Origin of the sequence: Burkholderia sp. Bp9012 (genome assembly GCF_003853825.1) — a bacterium.
GTDB classification, from domain to species: domain Bacteria; phylum Pseudomonadota; class Gammaproteobacteria; order Burkholderiales; family Burkholderiaceae; genus Burkholderia; species Burkholderia diffusa.
The window spans coordinates 56,594-71,871 of the sequence record NZ_QTQA01000023.1; the positions used below are offsets into that span (position 1 = coordinate 56,594).

The window sequence follows — 15,278 nt, forward strand, 5'->3', positions numbered from 1 at the left end:
GCCCCTGATGCGCACCAAAATACATTTAACACCAATCCGTGCAGCCCTGCGCGTCCCTGCGCATCAGGGCTAACGCGCGGTCGCGGCTGGCCTGCCGCCGGAACCCGATTCGTCCGATGATTGCGCCGCCGTCAGTCCTTGCGGATATGTTCGGCGAGGAAGTCGATCAGCAACCGCACGCGCGGCAAGAGCCCGCGCCGGGACGGAAACACCGCGTGAATCACGCCGCCCTTCGGCGCCCACCCCGGCAGCACGTCGATCAGCGTGCCGTCGCGCAGGGCGTCCTCGACGACCATGCACGGCAGCTGCACGATGCCGACGCCGTGCATCGCCGCGTCGCGCAACGCGTGCATGTCGTCGGAGATGTAGCGCGGGTGATGGCGCAGTTGCGCCTGCTCGCCGTTCGGCCCGATCAGTTGCCACACATGATGCCGCGGCGGCCCCCAATCGAGGCTCGGTTCGCCGGCCAGCTCGGCCGGTTCGGACGGCACGGCGCGCCCGTTCAGCCACTGCGGCGCGGCCACCAGCCGCTGCGGGCTGTCGCCGAGGATCCGCATCACGAGGTCGCTGTCCTCCAGCGGCGGGAAACGCACGCGCAGCGCCAGGTCGAAGCGTTCGCTCAACAGGTCGACGCGGCGGTTCGTCGCTTCGAGATGCACGTGCACCGCCGGATGGATCGCCATGAAGCGCGCGATGAGCTCGCTCACGCGATATTCGAGCAGCGCGGTCGGGCAGCTCACCCGGACGATCCCGCGCGGCTCCGCGTGCCGGCGCTCGATCACCTCGCGCGCCGCGTCGGCTTCAACCAGCACCGCGAGGCAGCGCTCGTAGAATTCGCGGCCGGTTTCCGTGACCGTGAAATGACGTGTCGTCCGCTGCAGCAGCCGCACGTCGTATTGCGCTTCCAGCGCGGCGATGCGCCGGCTCAGCGTCGACTTCGGGACATTCAGCACACGCCCCGCCTGCGTGAATCCGCCGTGCTCGACCACCTTCACGAAATAGTAGAGGTCGTTCAGGTCATCCATGATTGTTCCACTCATAGAACACTGACGGCATTTTAAGGGGCTGGAAACCCGTTTGTTGCGCGAATAGCATCTTTATTCGATGGCCAAGCCGGCAGCATTCGCCCGCCGTGCAACCGCATCGGACGTCTGCGACGGCACGGGCGTACCGCCGCGACGACGATCCCGACGCCACGGCGGCACTCCCCCGGACCGTCCGGATTTCTCCCACTTCCTGCTCTGTCTCTGGAGGCAACCATGGCAAGCGAACCGATTCGCGATCCCGCGAACGACCACCTGCTCACCCCGCAGAACGCGGCGTTCATCGTCATCGATTACCAGCCGGTCCAGGTGAACTCCATCGCGTCGATGGATCGCCAGCTGCTGATCAACAACATCGTCGGCGCATCGAAGGCCGCGGTCGCGTACAACCTGCCGATCGTCCACTCGACCGTCAACGTGAAGACCGGCCTGAACAAGCCGCCGATCCCGCAGTTGCGCGCCGCGCTCGAAGGCTATCCGACCTACGACCGCACCAGCATCAACTCGTGGGAAGACGTCGAGTTCCGCAAGGCCGTCGAGGCCACCGGCCGCAAGAAACTGATCATGACCGCGCTGTGGACCGAGGCATGCCTGACCTTCCCGGCACTCGACGCGCTGAAGGCCGGCTATGAAGTCTATGTGGTCGTCGACGCGGTCGGCGGCACGTCGGTCGCCGCGCACGAAGCCGCGCTGCGTCGCATCGAGCAGGCCGGCGGCCAGATGATCAGCGTCGCGCAGCTGTTCTGCGAGCTGCAGCGCGACTGGGCGCGCAGTGAAACCGTTCCCGCGTTCATGAAACTGTTCATCGAAACCGGCGGCACCGCGGGCATCCAGTTCGCGTACGACAAGAGCTGATTCCGGCGCGGACCCGATACGCGTCGCGGCCGCAAGCGCGCGTTGCGTAACTTGACCCGCCCGAGCCGGTCGGCCCGGGCGGGTAGCTCGCTGATGGGGAAGCCGTCTCCAGCGCGGCCCCGAGATCCGCGTCTGACGCCGTGCCCGCCCTCCCAGGCACCTTCGATGCCGCACCGCGCGCTTCACTCGCGACGACACGGCCAGCCGCGTTCGCGGATACGTGCTTCAATGTCGTTCGAACCGGCGTCGCGCGTTGCCACCCCGCCGCGCATCGCCTCCCCCGACCGACCTGCACGGAATCCCATGACGAACCCTGCCGACATCAAGGCGCTCGTTTTCGACGTGTTCGGAACGATCGTCGACTGGAGAAACGGCGTCGCGCGCGAAGCTGCCACGTTCCTGGCGCGCCATGCGCCGGATCGCGATCCGTTCGAATTCGCCGATACATGGCGCCGCGAATATTCGCCGTCGATGGAGGAAATCCGCAGCGGGCGCAGGCGCTACGTGCGGCTCGACGTACTGCATCGCGAGAACCTCGTGCGCACGCTCGACCGCTACGGGATCGACGGCGTGCCCGACGCGGAGATCGACGCGCTCAACCTCGCGTGGCACCGGCTCGATCCATGGCCCGATTCCGTCGCCGCGCTGCAGCGGCTGAAACAGCGCTACATGATCGCGCCGCTGTCGAACGGCAACATCCGGCTGATGGTCGACGTCGCGAAACACGGCGGGCTGCCGTGGGACGCGATTCTCGGCGCCGAAGTCGCGCACGCATACAAGCCGTCGCCGAAGGTCTATACCGAAGCGGTCGAGATTCTCGGCGTCGCGCCGGCCGAGCTGTGCCTGGTCGCCGCGCACAACGGCGATCTGGCCGCCGCGCGGCAACTGGGGCTCGCGACCGCGTTCGTGCTGCGGCCGACTGAACACGGGCCGAACCAGACGACGGATCTGAAAGCCGACGGCGCGTGGGATTTCGACGTCAAGGACCTGCACGAACTCGCGGACCGGCTCGGTTGTCCGGGTTGACGCACGGCCACGTGCCCGGATGGCGTTCGCGACGTGAGCGTGCAAGCGTCACCGCGGCCCGGGTACGTTCGTCGTCGTAGCTGCTCGACACGGAACGGATCGCCCGTGACGCACCGCCGCGCTCAATCCCCGATGAATCGCAATTGCTCCGACTCTCCCATCAGCAATGCCCGATTCGCGTCCGCCGCCGCGCGCAGGTAATCCCACAGCGCCGTCACGCGCCGCAGCTTGCGCAGGTCCTCGCGACACGTCAGCCAGAAGCACCGCGTGACCACCACGTCGTCCGGCAGCACCGGCACCAGCGCCGGCTGCGTGGCCGCCATGAAGCACGGCAGGATCGCGAGCGCGCCGCCCTGCAACGCCGCGAACACCTGCGCGATCACGCTCGTCGTGCGCAATCCGGCGGTCGCGCCGGGCACGGCGCGCTCCAGGTACAGCAGCTCGCTGCTGAACGCGAGATCGTCGACGTAGCTGATGAACGCATGGTGCGCGAGATCGTCGGTGCAGGTAATCGGCGCGTGGTTCGCCAGATAGTCGCGCGTCGCATAGAGCCGCAACTGGTAGTCGCACAGCTTCGTGACCACGTAAGGCCCGCGTTCGGGCCGCTCGAGCGTGATCGCCAGGTCGGCCTCGCGCTTCGGCAGGTTGACGAAATGCGGGACCGGCAGCAGATCGACCGTCACGTGCGGGTGCTCGACGCGAAACCGCGCAAGCTGCGGCGCAAGGAAAAAGCAGCCGAACCCTTCGGTCGACCCGATCCGCACGTGGCCCGACAACGCCTCGCCGGTATTCGCGACCTGGTCGCACGCGGACTGCACGGTCGTCTCCATCGCATCCGCATACGCGACGAGCCGCTGCCCCTCGGCCGTCAGCGTGAAACCGCCGGAGCGTGACTTGTCGAACAGCAGCGTGCCCATCGCGGCCTCGAGCGCGCGAATGCGCCGCGCGACGGTCGTGTAGTCGACGCCGAGACGCTTCGCCGCCCCGCTCGCGCGCTGCGTGCGGGCGACTTCGAGGAAGAAGCGCAGGTCGTCCCAGTTCAGGTTGCCGGAAACCGGCTCGGTGGCGTGTCGCATCTGCGGGAAAAAGGGCAGGAATCTCCGGGCCGGCCGTCGATATGCATAAATGCACATCCAACCGGTTTTCTTGTCGGTACATTGTGGATCTGCGCATAACTATACTCGACCGTGACCTGCGGACCATGAGCCGCGGGCAAAAAATACGGAGACACCATGCAGACACGATCCACCCTCGATGAGCATGCAGCCGTCGCGACGCCGGCCCCCGCCCGCACCGCGAGGCACTACCTGCTGGCCGGCTGGGCCAGCATGGCCGGCACCACGATCGAGTGGTACGACTTCTTCCTCTACGGCACCGCCGCCGCGCTGGTGTTCAACCGCATCTTCTTCCCGTCGCTGGACCCCGTCGTCGGCACGCTCGCCGCGTTCGGCACGTTCGCGGTCGGCTTCATCGGGCGGCCGATGGGCGGCATCGTATTCGGCCACTTCGGCGACCGCATCGGCCGCAAGTCGATGCTGATGATCACGCTGCTGCTGATGGGCGTGCCGAGCATGATCATCGGGCTGATCCCGTCGTACGACCGCATCGGCTACTGGGCCGCCGCCTTGCTGATCGCGATGCGCTTCCTGCAGGGGATGGCGGTCGGCGGCGAATGGGGCGGCGCGGTGCTGATGGCCGTCGAACACGCGCCGAAGGGTCGCAAGGGGCTGTTCGGCAGCCTGCCGCAAACGGGCGTCGGGCTCGGGCTGATCCTCTCGTCGGTCGCGATGGCCGCGGTGGCCGCGCTGCCGGAAGCCGACATGCTGTCGTGGGGCTGGCGCGTGCCGTTCCTCGCGAGCATCGCGCTCGTCGGCCTCGGCTGGTTCATCCGCGCGAAGGTGCCCGAGTCGCCGGACTTCGAGAAGATGCAGCGCCAGGGCAAGGCCGAGAAGTCGCCGGTGACGGCCGCGCTGCGTCGCCATCCGCGCGAGGTGCTGACGATCGTCGGCGCGCGTGCCGCCGAGAACACGTGGTTCTACATGGTCGTCACGTTCGCGCTCGCCTATGCAACGCAGCAGTTGCATCTGCCGAAGGCCGAAATGCTGCACGCGATCACGGCCGGCGCGGGGCTGTCGCTCGTCACGATGCCGCTGTGCGGACATCTCAGCGACCGCATCGGCCAGCGCCGGATGTTCGCGATCGGCCTCGTGCTGATGTGCGCGTTCGCGGCACCGTTCTTCATGATGCTCGGCACGCAGCAGACGTCGTACGCATGGTGGGCGATCGTGCTCGGCCTCGGCGTCGTGTTCCCGATTCTTTATGCACCGGAGTCGCTGCTGTTCGCGCAGCAGTTCCCCGCGGAGATCCGCTACAGCGGCATCTCGCTGTCGGTGCAGCTCGCCGGCGTGATCGGCGGCGGCTTCGCGCCGATGATCGCGACGTCGCTGCTCAAGGCCGGCGGCGGCCAGCCGCACTACGTGATCGCGTACCTCGTCGGCTTCGGTGTGTTCGCGCTCGTGTGTACCGCACTGATGCGGCCGGCACGTCCTTGACGCATCGACATACGCCGGCCCGTCTTTACCCGGTTTTCCATACGACTTGCCGTCCGCCGTGGCTACACGCGCGACGGACGCAAGCCACCCCTTTTTCGTCGCACCATCGTTTCCCGGAGAGTTCCATGAACGCCGCAGTTCCCCAGACCACCCTCGCCCTGCCCACCGCCAAGCTGCTGATCGACGGCGCGTTCGTCGATTCGCAAAGCGCCGAATGGGGCGACATCGTCAACCCCGCGACGCAGGAAGTGATCGGCCGCGTGCCGTACGCGACGCTCGACGAGGTCGATGCCGCGATCGCGTCCGCGCAGCGCGCTTTCCAGACCTGGAAGACGACGCCGATCGGCGCGCGGCTGCGCATCATGCTGAAGTTCCAGGATCTGGTGCGCCGCAATCTCGAACGGATCGCGCACACGCTGACGGCCGAGCAGGGCAAGACGCTGCCCGATGCGCAGGGCGACATCTTCCGCGGCCTCGAAGTGGTCGAGCACGCATGCTCGATCGGCACGCTGCAGCAAGGCGAATTCGCGGAGAACGTCGCGGGCGGCGTCGACACCTACACGCTGCGCCAGCCGATCGGCGTGTGCGCGGGCATCACGCCGTTCAACTTCCCCGGCATGATCCCGCTGTGGATGTTCCCGATGGCGATCGTGTGCGGCAACACGTTCGTGCTGAAGCCGTCCGAACAGGATCCGCTGTCGACGATGCAGCTCGTCGAGCTCGCGATCGAAGCCGGCGTGCCGCAAGGTGTACTGAACGTCGTGCACGGCGGCAAGACAGTGGTCGATCGCCTCTGCACGCACCCGGACATCAAGGCGATCTCGTTCGTCGGCTCGACGCGCGTCGGCACGCACGTGTACAACCTCGGCAGCCAGCACGGCAAGCGCGTGCAGTCGATGATGGGCGCGAAGAACCACGCGGTCGTGTTGCCGGATGCGCATCGCGAGCAGTCGATCAACGCGCTGGTCGGCGCGGGCTTCGGCGCGGCCGGTCAGCGCTGCATGGCGACGTCGGTCGTCGTGCTGGTCGGCCGCGCGCGCGACTGGCTGCCCGATCTGGTCGAGAAGGCGAAGGCGCTGAAGGTCAACGCCGGCGCCGAAGCCGGCACGGACGTCGGCCCGGTCGTGTCGAAGGCGGCGAAGGCGCGCGTCCTGTCGCTGATCGACGCGGGCGTGAAGGAAGGCGCGACGCTGCTGCTCGACGGCCGCGACGTGAAGGTGCCGGGCTACGAGCAAGGCAACTTCGTCGGCCCGACGATCTTCTCGGGCGTGACGACCGACATGTCGATCTACACGGAAGAAATCTTCGGGCCAGTGGTGGTCGTGATGGAAGTCGACACGCTCGACGAAGCGATCGCGCTCGTGAACCGCAACCCGATGGGCAACGGCGTCGGCCTCTTCACGCAGAGCGGCGCGGCCGCGCGCAAGTTCCAGAGCGAGATCGACGTCGGCCAGGTCGGCATCAACATCCCGATCCCGGTGCCGGTCCCCTACTTCAGCTTCACCGGCTCGCGCGGCTCGAAGCTCGGCGATCTCGGCCCGTACGGCAAGCAGGTCGTGCAGTTCTATACGCAGACGAAGACGGTCACCGCGCGCTGGTTCGACGACGACGCGACGGCCGGCGGCGTGAACACGACGATCGCGCTGCGCTGATTGCGAAGCATGGGACCGGGCGAAGCGCTTAAGCGTCTAGTTCGGTTGATCGTGAAGCATGGGACCGGGCCAAGCGCCAAAGCGTCAAGTTCGGTTGATCGCGAAGCATGGGACCGGACCAAGCGCTGAAGCACCAAGTCCGGTCGACCGCGAAGCATGGGACCGGGCCAAGCGCCAAAGCGTCAAGTTCGGTTGATCGCGAAGCATGGGACCGGACCAAGCGCTGAAGCGTCAAGTTCGGTTGATCGCGAAGCATGGGACCGGACTAGGCGCTGAAGCGTCAAGTCCGGTCGACCGCGAAGCATGGGACCGGACTAGGCGCTAAAGCGCCAAGTCCGGTCGACACTGGAGCCTGTACATGGAAATTGCATTCATCGGACTCGGCAACATGGGCGGCCCCATGGCCGCCAACCTGCTCAAGGCCGGACACGCCCTGACGGTGTTCGACCTCGACGCGAACGCAGTCGACGCCGCGACGCGCGCGGGCGCGACGGCGGCCGCGTCGCCGCGTGACGCGGCCGCCCGCGCGTCGCTGGTGATCACGATGCTGCCGGCCGCGCAGCACGTGCGCGCGGTTTATCTCGGCGACGACGGCGTCCTGGCCGGCGCGCGCGCCGGCGCAACGTTCGTCGACTGCAGCACGATCGATCCGGGCACCGTGCGCGCAGTGGCCGACGCCGCCGCGCAACGCGACTTCCCGCTCGCCGATGCGCCAGTGTCGGGCGGCACCGGCGGCGCTCAGGCAGGCACGCTGACCTTCATGGTCGGCGCGGAAGGCGCGCTGTTCGAGCGCATCCGCCCGGTACTGCTCGACATGGGGAAGAACGTCGTGCACTGCGGCGGCACCGGCACCGGGCAGATCGCGAAGATCTGCAACAACCTGCTGCTCGGGATCTCGATGATGGGCGTGTCGGAATCGATGGCACTCGGCGCCGCGCTCGGCATCGATCCGGCCGTGCTGGCCGGCATCATCAACACGTCGACCGGCCGCTGCTGGAGCTCGGACGCATATAACCCGTACCCGGGCGTGAACGACGCGGCGCCCGCCGCGCGCGGCTACTCGGGCGGTTTCGCCGCAAACCTGATGCTGAAGGATCTCGGGCTCGCGACCGAAGCCGCGCGCAGCGCACGGCAGCCGGTGTGGATGGGCGCGCTCGCGCAGCAGCTTTATCAGTCGATGAGCCAGCAGGGGCTCGGCACGCTCGACTTCTCCGCTTGCGTGAAGCTGTACGAAGCGCACCCCGCGTAACGCGGCCGACGGACGTGCGCCGACCCGCGATGCCCATCAACGGCATCGCGGGTCGATTCACTTCCGGAGCAACGCGGGCGCGCAGGCCGCGGCCGCACGGGCGACGCGGCGCTTATCCGCGCGGGTTCGACGCCGTCTCGAAGGTCGGATGGCACTCGAACGCGAGTTCCGAGCGCGCGTCGACGCGGCGGCCGCCGGTCACGGACTCCTGCTTCAGGCTCGCGCGCATGCCGCGCTGCGTGCAATAGTTGGTCGCTTCGTTGACAGCTTTTTCATGGGCGTCGGCCCACGTCGTCGACACGCCGAGCGTGCGCGTCGTCACGGTGAAGACGTTCGGGTTCGACGTCGTGGTCACGTCGGAAGCGGTCGAACACGCGGCGAGCAAGCATGCAGCGGCCGCGATGGTCAACCCTCGCAGGGATCGAAAAGGTACAGGGATGGACATGGGAGGCAAGCGCACGTCGATTCGACGGCATTGAGCAACATAGGCGACAGTATGCCTGCCCGATTGCCGGAGATCATGCCCTTTTCGGTGAACACATTGTTTCGAATGGTTAAACGATGGGTGATCCAGGCAAGATTTACGGGCCGCGTCGCGCCTGGCGTTGCCCCGTGAGTCGCTTTTCCCGGCCGCCGTGCGCCTTCTTCACGTACGCCGGTTAGTGCAAGCGCGCCTGCCGGATTCTCGCCGAGGCCTCCTCCAGGTTTTGCCACGCCGGTTGACCGGGCGCGTAGCGCGCGCGGATATATGCGGCGAGCTCGGCCATCTGCCGGTCGTCGAACGCGTCGCGGAAGCCCGGCATGTAGCCGAGCGCGTCGGTGGCCGGATGGTCGATCCCGTCGTGCAGCACACGCAGCAGGTTGTCGGGCGCCGCCTGGCTGACGCTCGTGTTGAGCCCCATCAGCGGACGCACGCCGAAATGCCCGACCCCGCCCGATTCCGCGTGACACACCGCGCACGCGGCATCGAACGCACGCCGGCCGCTCTCGAGGCCGAGCGTCGCGACGGCTTCCGCACCGTGCGCACGGCGGGTCGCCGCGTCGGCCGCCATGGCCGCATCGACGGGCGGTGACAGCGACGTCAGGTAATGCGCGATCGCCCGAACGTCCGATTCGGGCAGCGCCGCGAGCCCCGTGACGACCGGCGCCATCGGCCCGGCCGCGACGCCGTGCTGGGCGGAGAAACCGGTGCGGAGGTAGTCGAACAGCGCGCCTTCGGTCCACGGCACCGGCGACGCCGGCGACGCGATGAGCGGCGGCGCGACCCATCCCTCGGCCTCGCCGCCGGCCAGGTACGCGCGCCCGCCCTGTTCCGCACCGAGCGCGTTGCGCGGCGTGTGGCACGCGCCGCAGTGCCCGGCGCCGTCGACCAGATACTTGCCGCGATTCCACGTCGCGGAGCGCGCCGGGTCCGGTGCTAACGGCCGCGCATCGTGAAACAGCCAGTTCCATCCGGCGACGAGGCGCCGCTGGTCGAGCGGGAACGGCAGCTTCGTTTCCGGCGGTGCATGCGTCACCGGCGGCTGCGACATCAGATAGGCATAGAGCGCGAGCAGGTCGGGCTCGCTCAGCTTCGCGAATGCGGTGTACGGAAACGCCGGATACAGATGCGATCCGTCGCGGCCGATGCCTTCGCGCATCGCACGCGCGAACGCCGGATACGACCATGCGCCGATGCCGGTTTCCGGATCGGGCGTGATGTTGGTCGTGTAGATCATGCCGAACGGCGTGTCGAGCGCGAGACCACCCGCGTTGGGCGCCCCGCCGGGCGCGGTATGACAGACCGCGCAATCGCCGGCGAGCGCAATCAGGCGGCCGCGTTCGAGCGTCGCCGCGCTCCACATCGCGCCCTCCGCACCGCCCGTCGCAATCGGCGCAATCGGCGCCGGGCCCGGCAGGATCGCGCACGCGAGCCCGATCAGCCCGCCGACCACCCCGCCCGCGCCGCCACCGGCCAGCCAGCGGCGCCAGCGCGATGACGCACGACGCGGCGTGCCGGAATGGCTCTCACCTGAATCGACCGGCACCGGCCGGGCCAGCGCCTCGCGAATGCGCGCGGCATCGAACGGCGGCGCGCGAAAACGCACGCCCGTCGCGTCATGCAGCGCGTTCGCGATCGCAGCCGCGGCCGGCGCAGCGGCCTGCTCGATCCGTTGTGCATCGTATGCCGACAGCGAACGGATGCGATCCGCGCCCGGCGCGGCATCGTCGAACGCAACGAGTTCATGCGCGATCGCATCCGGCGCGACATCGCCGCCGGTCTCGTCATGCGCCGGCCGTGCGGACAGCCGCGCGCCCATCACGCGCGAAATCGCCGCCTCGATCTGCCATGCGGGCAAGCCCGCCATCGACGCCTGCCCGGGTTCGCCCGCGCCCTGCCCGGCGACGACGCGGCGCACCGCGACGTCGCCCGTCGCGCGATCGACGTCGAGATCGACGACCCACGCGGACCAGTGGGGAGCCTTGTCACCGCCCGCATCGGTTTGCGGGTTTTCGTCCGCGGACAATGCATCGGGCGCACCCGCACCGTCGAACGCAAAACCGCGTCCGCTCAAGCGGTCAGGCATGCGCGCCGTCGCCGGTTCGCCCCATGCGGCGCGTTCGCTGACCATCCGGATAATCTCGCGCGGCCCTGCATCGCGCGACGCATCGAGATGCTGCAGACGCAATGCGACCGGATCGCGCTTCAGCGCACCGGCCAGCTCGTCGACGAACGATTCGCGCGCGAATGCGTGCGCGTGGCCGGGAATCGTGTGGTGGGTGTCGGCCATCTCGATCAACGTCTGCGCATGTCGATAGACGAACGGCGACGATGGCGTCGACGCCCCGCCCTCCGCCGTCGTCCGCCGCGCGTCCGCCACCGTGCCGGCCTGCGCGCGATAGCGCCACGTCGTCATCCTGCCGTCGGCGGCGGTCCGTGTTTCGACATCGAACGACGCCTGCGCGCGCGCATCGCCGATCGGCCACTCGTAACGCGCGCGATGCATGCGCGCCGCGTCGTCCGCACGCCGCGCCGAACCGGCCGCCACTTCATCGCATCGCACATCGCCTGCATCGGTTTCGGGCTGCGCGAGCACGCTCGGGTCATGCTTCATCGCCGTCGTCCCGCAGATAGCGCGCGGCCCGATGCACCGCGCGGATGATCTCCAGGTGCGTGCCGCAGCGGCAAAGATTGAAGCGCAGTGCGTCGCGGATCGCTGCATCGTCCGGCGACGGATTGCGGTCGAGCAGCGCTTTCGTGCTCATGATCATCCCGTTGAGGCAATAGCCGCACTGTGCGGCCTGCTCGTCGATGAAGGCGCGCTGGATCGGATGCGGCGCCTCGCGCGCGCCGAGCCCTTCGAGCGTCGTCACGTCGCGCCCGTGCGCGGCGGCGGCCGGCACGACGCACGCGCGTGTGGCCTGCCCGTCGACCAGCACCGTGCACGCGCCGCACTGCCCGAATCCGCAGCCGTACTTCGGGCCGTTGAGCGCGCAGTCGTTGCGCAGGATCAGCAGAAGCGGCGCGTCGGGCGCGGCTGCGTCGAACGTGTGCGGCATGCCGTTCACGCGAAAAGCGAGCGGCCGCGACGGGGAAGCGGGATGGGACATGAACGGGTCCGGAATGGGGGCGCGGGCCGGAAGACCGGCGGGCCGATGCCTGGGGCCGGCGGCGGGCACGGCCGCCGGCTCGCGATGGCCGGCGTCGCGCACAGCGCTCAGGTATAACACGCCGAAATGCGCGCGTATCGCCGCATCGATCGACGATGCGGCGGCGTTGCATCCGGCTCGGACACGGCGCGTGTCAGGCGACGGCCGCCACGTTGCCACGCGACGGCGACGGCGACACGAGCGGCACGTCGAACACGTCGTAGCCGAACACCCACGACGGATCCTCGTTCGTGCGCAGCCACGTGTTGTTGTGCGACACGAGCTGCACCTTCGACGCGCGTGCCGCGCGATTCGCCTCGTACAGCGCGAACGCGCCTGCGTGATCGCCGATGCCGACTTCGTCGAGACAGCGCGCGAGCATCGCCGCATCCTCGATCGCCATCGCCGCGCCCTGCGCCATGTGCGGCTTCATCGGATGACACGCATCGCCGAGCAGCACGAGACGGCCTCGGCTCCACAACGGAAGCGGGTCGCGTTCGAGCAGCGGCCACTTGGTGATCGACGGCGACACGTCGATCAGATGCTGGATGTCGGCATGGAAACCCGCGAACGCCTCGCGCATTTCATCGCGGCTGCTGTCGACCATCGACACGCCTTCCGGCCACTCGGCCTGCGGCACGCCCGTCACGTAGTAGTACTCGTCGCGCTTCTCGGTCACGTAGTAGACCATCATGTGACGATCCTCCGACCACCACTTCACGCACGTGTCGTACGGCTTGTTGCCGAGCAGCGATGCCGGGAACACCGCGCGATGCGCAACGTAGCCCGTATAGCGCGGTGGTTCCGCGCCAAGCAGATGCTCGCGGATCCGCGAATTCACGCCGTCCGCGCCAATGACGATGTCGGCCGTCTCGACGCTGCCGTCGGTGAATGTCAGGCGCACCGCGTCGCCGGTGTCCTCCACCGACGCGAGCCGCTTGCCGAAGCGGATCGTGCCGGGCGTCACCGCCTGCGTCATCAACGCATGGAAATCGCCGCGATGCACGGTCAGGTAGCTCGCGCCATAGGTCGTGCGCGCGTAGTCGCCGAGCGGAATTTTCGACAGCACGTCGGCCGTCCGCCAGTCGCGGCTGTACCAGCAATCCGGATGGGAACCCATCTTCTCCAGCGCGTCTTCGCAGCCGATGCGCCGCATGATCTTCATCACATTCGGGCCGAGATGAATGCCCGCGCCGAGGCGCGAGAACGCCGGCGCCTGCTCGTAAAGCGCGACATCGTAGCCGCGGCGCTGCAGCAGTGCCGCGGCGGCCGTGCCGCCGAGACCGGCGCCGATGATTGCGATACGGGGTTTGCTCATGCGGATCTCCTGATCGTGAGCCCGTCGCCGAACGCGGGACGAGAACGGGCGGATTGAATGGCGTGCATGTAGCGTACACACTTAATTTATTCAGGACAAGCGGATTGTTTTTGGCAATCCCGTTATCCGGGAAAACACCAATAAATTCACGAATTCATGCAGTCATTAACGATGACCGCCGGACGGAAATCTTTTTGATCCATTGTCATTTTCAAATGTACACACTAGACTTTGCTCGAAACCAGGCGATCTCGCGCCAGCGTGCCGCCCCACTCTTACCGACACGGAGCCTCCCGTCATGAACAAGACCTACCGCATCGGCCAGATCGTGCCGAGTTCCAACACGACGATGGAAACCGAGATTCCCGCGATGTTGCGGTTGCGCGAGGCGATCCGGCCCGAGCGCTTCACGTATCACTCGAGCCGGATGCGGATGAAGAAGGTCGTCAAGGAAGAACTCGCGGCGATGGATGCCGAATCCGACCGCTGCGCGGTGGAGCTGAGCGATGCGCGCGTCGACGTGCTCGGCTACGCGTGCCTCGTCGCGATCATGGCGATGGGCCACGGCTATCACCACGTGTCTCAGGCGCGCCTCACGAAGCACACGGCGGACAACGGCGCGCAGGCGCCCGTGCTGACGAGCGCGGGCGCGCTCGTCGACGCATTGAAGGTGATCGGCGCGAAGCGCATCGTGGTGGTCGCGCCGTACATGCTGCCGCTGACCGAACTCGTGGTCGACTACATCCGCAACGAAGGCTACGAAGTGATCGCGTACCGCGCGCTCGAGATTCCCGACAACCTCGAAGTCGGCCGCCACGACCCGGCACGCCTGCCGGACATCGTGAAGACGCTGCCGTATCAGGAGGCCGATGCGATCGTCCTGTCTGCGTGCGTGCAGATGCCGTCGCTGCCGGCGGTCGCGAAGGTCGAGGCGATGACGGGCAAACCCGTGATCACGGCCGCGATCGCGACGACCTACGCGATGCTGCGCGAACTCGATCTCGAACCGGTCGTACCCGGGGCCGGCGCGCTGCTGTCCGGCGCGTACTGAGCATCCCGCCACTTCGGAGCCTCTCCATGCCCTCGACTTTCCTGTACGGCGCGAACGTCCGCGCGAACGGCATCCGCCAGCACTATCTGCGCTACGGCGGCGCGACGGGCGCACGCGCGTCGCGCCCCGCGATCGTGCTGATTCCCGGCATCACGAGCCCCGCGATCACGTGGGGCTTCGTCGGCGACGTGTTCGGCGCGGCGTTCGACACCTATGTGCTCGACGTGCGCGGCCGCGGGCTGTCCGACGCGTCGCCGTCGCTCGACTACGGCCTCGACGCGCAGGCCGACGACCTCGCGGCGCTCGTCGCCGCGCTCGGCCTGCCGCGCACGAGCCTCGTCGGCCATTCGATGGGCGCGCGGATCGCCGCGCGCGCGGCGCTGCGCGGCATCGGCGGGCTCGAGTCGGTCGTACTCGTCGATCCCCCGGTGTCGGGCCCGAACCGCCGCGACTATCCGGGCAAGCTGCCGTGGTACATCGACTCGATGGCGCTCGCGCGCGCCGGCACCGACGCCGAAGGGATGCGCGCGTTCTGCCCGACCTGGACCGATGCCGAACTGCAACTGCGCGCCGAATGGCTGCATACCTGCGACGAGCGCGCGGTGCGCACGTCATACGAAGGCTTCCACACCGACGACTTCCACGCGGATGCCGCGCGACTGACCGTGCCGTCGCTGCTGATCACGGCCGAGCGCGGCGACGTGGTGCGCGACGACGACGTCGCCGAACTGCAGCGCGCGACGCCGTCGATGCGGCACGTGCGCGTGCCCGATGCCGGCCACATGATTCCGTGGGACAACGCGGCGGGCTTCTACGCGGCGTTCGGCGATTTCCTCGGCGCGCCGCTCGCGGCCTGATCGCGCGGCGCCCGCCCATTTCTCTCACGCCTTTACCGGAGCCGA

At 68.1% G+C, this 15,278-nt stretch carries 13 protein-coding genes; 7 read left to right on the forward strand and 6 right to left on the reverse strand.

The window, feature by feature from the left end; genetic code table 11:
* Positions 1-131: 131 nt before the first annotated feature.
* Complete coding sequence (locus DIE11_RS27205; RefSeq protein ID WP_124628343.1) at positions 132-1,025, reverse strand: LysR substrate-binding domain-containing protein; 894 nt, start codon at positions 1,023-1,025, stop codon at positions 132-134.
* A gap of 234 nt (positions 1,026-1,259) precedes the next feature.
* On the opposite strand from DIE11_RS27205, the gene DIE11_RS27210 reads away from it, so the two are divergent.
* Positions 1,260-1,898, forward strand: a complete 639-nt coding sequence (locus DIE11_RS27210) for a hydrolase (RefSeq protein WP_059679170.1) — start codon at positions 1,260-1,262, stop codon at positions 1,896-1,898.
* Positions 1,899-2,201: 303 nt separating this feature from the next.
* Positions 2,202-2,924 carry a haloacid dehalogenase type II gene (locus tag DIE11_RS27215; RefSeq protein WP_059598787.1) on the forward strand — a complete coding sequence of 241 codons (723 nt, stop codon included), beginning with the start codon at positions 2,202-2,204 and terminating at the stop codon, positions 2,922-2,924.
* Between the two features lie 122 nt (positions 2,925-3,046).
* Here DIE11_RS27215 and DIE11_RS27220 read toward each other — a convergent pair whose 3' ends face one another.
* Positions 3,047-4,000 carry a LysR family transcriptional regulator gene (locus DIE11_RS27220; protein WP_124628345.1) on the reverse strand — a complete coding sequence of 318 codons (954 nt, stop codon included), beginning with the start codon at positions 3,998-4,000 and terminating at the stop codon, positions 3,047-3,049.
* A gap of 156 nt (positions 4,001-4,156) precedes the next feature.
* On the opposite strand from DIE11_RS27220, the gene DIE11_RS27225 reads away from it, so the two are divergent.
* From DIE11_RS27225 to mmsB, 3 genes are all read left to right on the forward strand, one after another.
* A complete protein-coding gene (locus DIE11_RS27225; protein ID WP_124628346.1) occupies positions 4,157-5,476 on the forward strand; it encodes an MFS transporter in 1,320 nt (439 codons plus the stop codon).
* A 125-nt stretch (positions 5,477-5,601) separates the two neighbouring features.
* Positions 5,602-7,128, forward strand: a complete 1,527-nt coding sequence (locus DIE11_RS27230) for a CoA-acylating methylmalonate-semialdehyde dehydrogenase (RefSeq protein ID WP_124628348.1) — start codon at positions 5,602-5,604, stop codon at positions 7,126-7,128.
* 358 nt (positions 7,129-7,486) lie between these two features.
* On the forward strand, positions 7,487-8,377 hold the full coding sequence (gene mmsB, locus DIE11_RS27235) for a 3-hydroxyisobutyrate dehydrogenase (RefSeq protein WP_124628350.1): 891 nt from the start codon (positions 7,487-7,489) through the stop codon (positions 8,375-8,377).
* Between the two features lie 112 nt (positions 8,378-8,489).
* On the opposite strand, the gene DIE11_RS27240 is transcribed toward mmsB, so the two are convergent.
* The 4 genes from DIE11_RS27240 to DIE11_RS27255 all read right to left on the reverse strand — a co-directional run bounded on the left by DIE11_RS27240 (position 8,490) and on the right by DIE11_RS27255 (position 13,325).
* The gene (locus tag DIE11_RS27240) at positions 8,490-8,822 is read right to left on the reverse strand and encodes a hypothetical protein (RefSeq protein ID WP_059524879.1); all 333 of its coding nucleotides are present in this window, start codon (positions 8,820-8,822) and stop codon (positions 8,490-8,492) included.
* Between the two features lie 214 nt (positions 8,823-9,036).
* On the reverse strand, positions 9,037-11,472 hold the full coding sequence (locus DIE11_RS27245; protein WP_124628352.1) for a c-type cytochrome: 2,436 nt from the start codon (positions 11,470-11,472) through the stop codon (positions 9,037-9,039).
* Positions 11,462-11,968 (reverse strand): (2Fe-2S)-binding protein, encoded by a 507-nt coding sequence (locus DIE11_RS27250; RefSeq protein ID WP_124628354.1) that lies wholly within the window; start codon positions 11,966-11,968, stop codon positions 11,462-11,464. Before DIE11_RS27250 ends, DIE11_RS27245 begins: the two co-directional genes overlap by 11 nt.
* 193 nt (positions 11,969-12,161) lie before the next feature.
* Positions 12,162-13,325 carry an FAD-dependent monooxygenase gene (locus DIE11_RS27255; protein ID WP_124628357.1) on the reverse strand — a complete coding sequence of 388 codons (1,164 nt, stop codon included), beginning with the start codon at positions 13,323-13,325 and terminating at the stop codon, positions 12,162-12,164.
* 298 nt (positions 13,326-13,623) lie between these two features.
* On the opposite strand from DIE11_RS27255, the gene DIE11_RS27260 reads away from it, so the two are divergent.
* Entirely contained in the window at positions 13,624-14,376 is a 753-nt protein-coding gene (locus tag DIE11_RS27260) for an Asp/Glu racemase (RefSeq protein ID WP_124628359.1), read from the forward strand.
* 26 nt (positions 14,377-14,402) lie between these two features.
* On the forward strand, positions 14,403-15,233 hold the full coding sequence (locus tag DIE11_RS27265) for an alpha/beta fold hydrolase (RefSeq protein WP_124628361.1): 831 nt from the start codon (positions 14,403-14,405) through the stop codon (positions 15,231-15,233).
* The last annotated feature ends 45 nt before the right edge of the window (positions 15,234-15,278 follow it).

Excerpts from the sequence above, each read along its gene's own strand:
- DIE11_RS27205 (WP_124628343.1), bottom strand. The coding sequence starts at position 1,025 with ATGGATGACCTGAACGACCTCTACTATTTCGTGAAGGTGGTCGAGCAC.
- DIE11_RS27210 (WP_059679170.1), top strand. The coding sequence starts at position 1,260 with ATGGCAAGCGAACCGATTCGCGATCCCGCGAACGACCACCTGCTCACC.
- DIE11_RS27215 (WP_059598787.1), top strand. The coding sequence starts at position 2,202 with ATGACGAACCCTGCCGACATCAAGGCGCTCGTTTTCGACGTGTTCGGA.
- DIE11_RS27220 (WP_124628345.1), bottom strand. The coding sequence starts at position 4,000 with ATGCGACACGCCACCGAGCCGGTTTCCGGCAACCTGAACTGGGACGAC.
- DIE11_RS27225 (WP_124628346.1), top strand. The coding sequence starts at position 4,157 with ATGCAGACACGATCCACCCTCGATGAGCATGCAGCCGTCGCGACGCCG.
- DIE11_RS27230 (WP_124628348.1), top strand. The coding sequence starts at position 5,602 with ATGAACGCCGCAGTTCCCCAGACCACCCTCGCCCTGCCCACCGCCAAG.
- mmsB (WP_124628350.1), top strand. The coding sequence starts at position 7,487 with ATGGAAATTGCATTCATCGGACTCGGCAACATGGGCGGCCCCATGGCC.
- DIE11_RS27240 (WP_059524879.1), bottom strand. The coding sequence starts at position 8,822 with ATGTCCATCCCTGTACCTTTTCGATCCCTGCGAGGGTTGACCATCGCG.
- DIE11_RS27245 (WP_124628352.1), bottom strand. The coding sequence starts at position 11,472 with ATGAAGCATGACCCGAGCGTGCTCGCGCAGCCCGAAACCGATGCAGGC.
- DIE11_RS27250 (WP_124628354.1), bottom strand. The coding sequence starts at position 11,968 with ATGTCCCATCCCGCTTCCCCGTCGCGGCCGCTCGCTTTTCGCGTGAAC.
- DIE11_RS27255 (WP_124628357.1), bottom strand. The coding sequence starts at position 13,325 with ATGAGCAAACCCCGTATCGCAATCATCGGCGCCGGTCTCGGCGGCACG.
- DIE11_RS27260 (WP_124628359.1), top strand. The coding sequence starts at position 13,624 with ATGAACAAGACCTACCGCATCGGCCAGATCGTGCCGAGTTCCAACACG.
- DIE11_RS27265 (WP_124628361.1), top strand. The coding sequence starts at position 14,403 with ATGCCCTCGACTTTCCTGTACGGCGCGAACGTCCGCGCGAACGGCATC.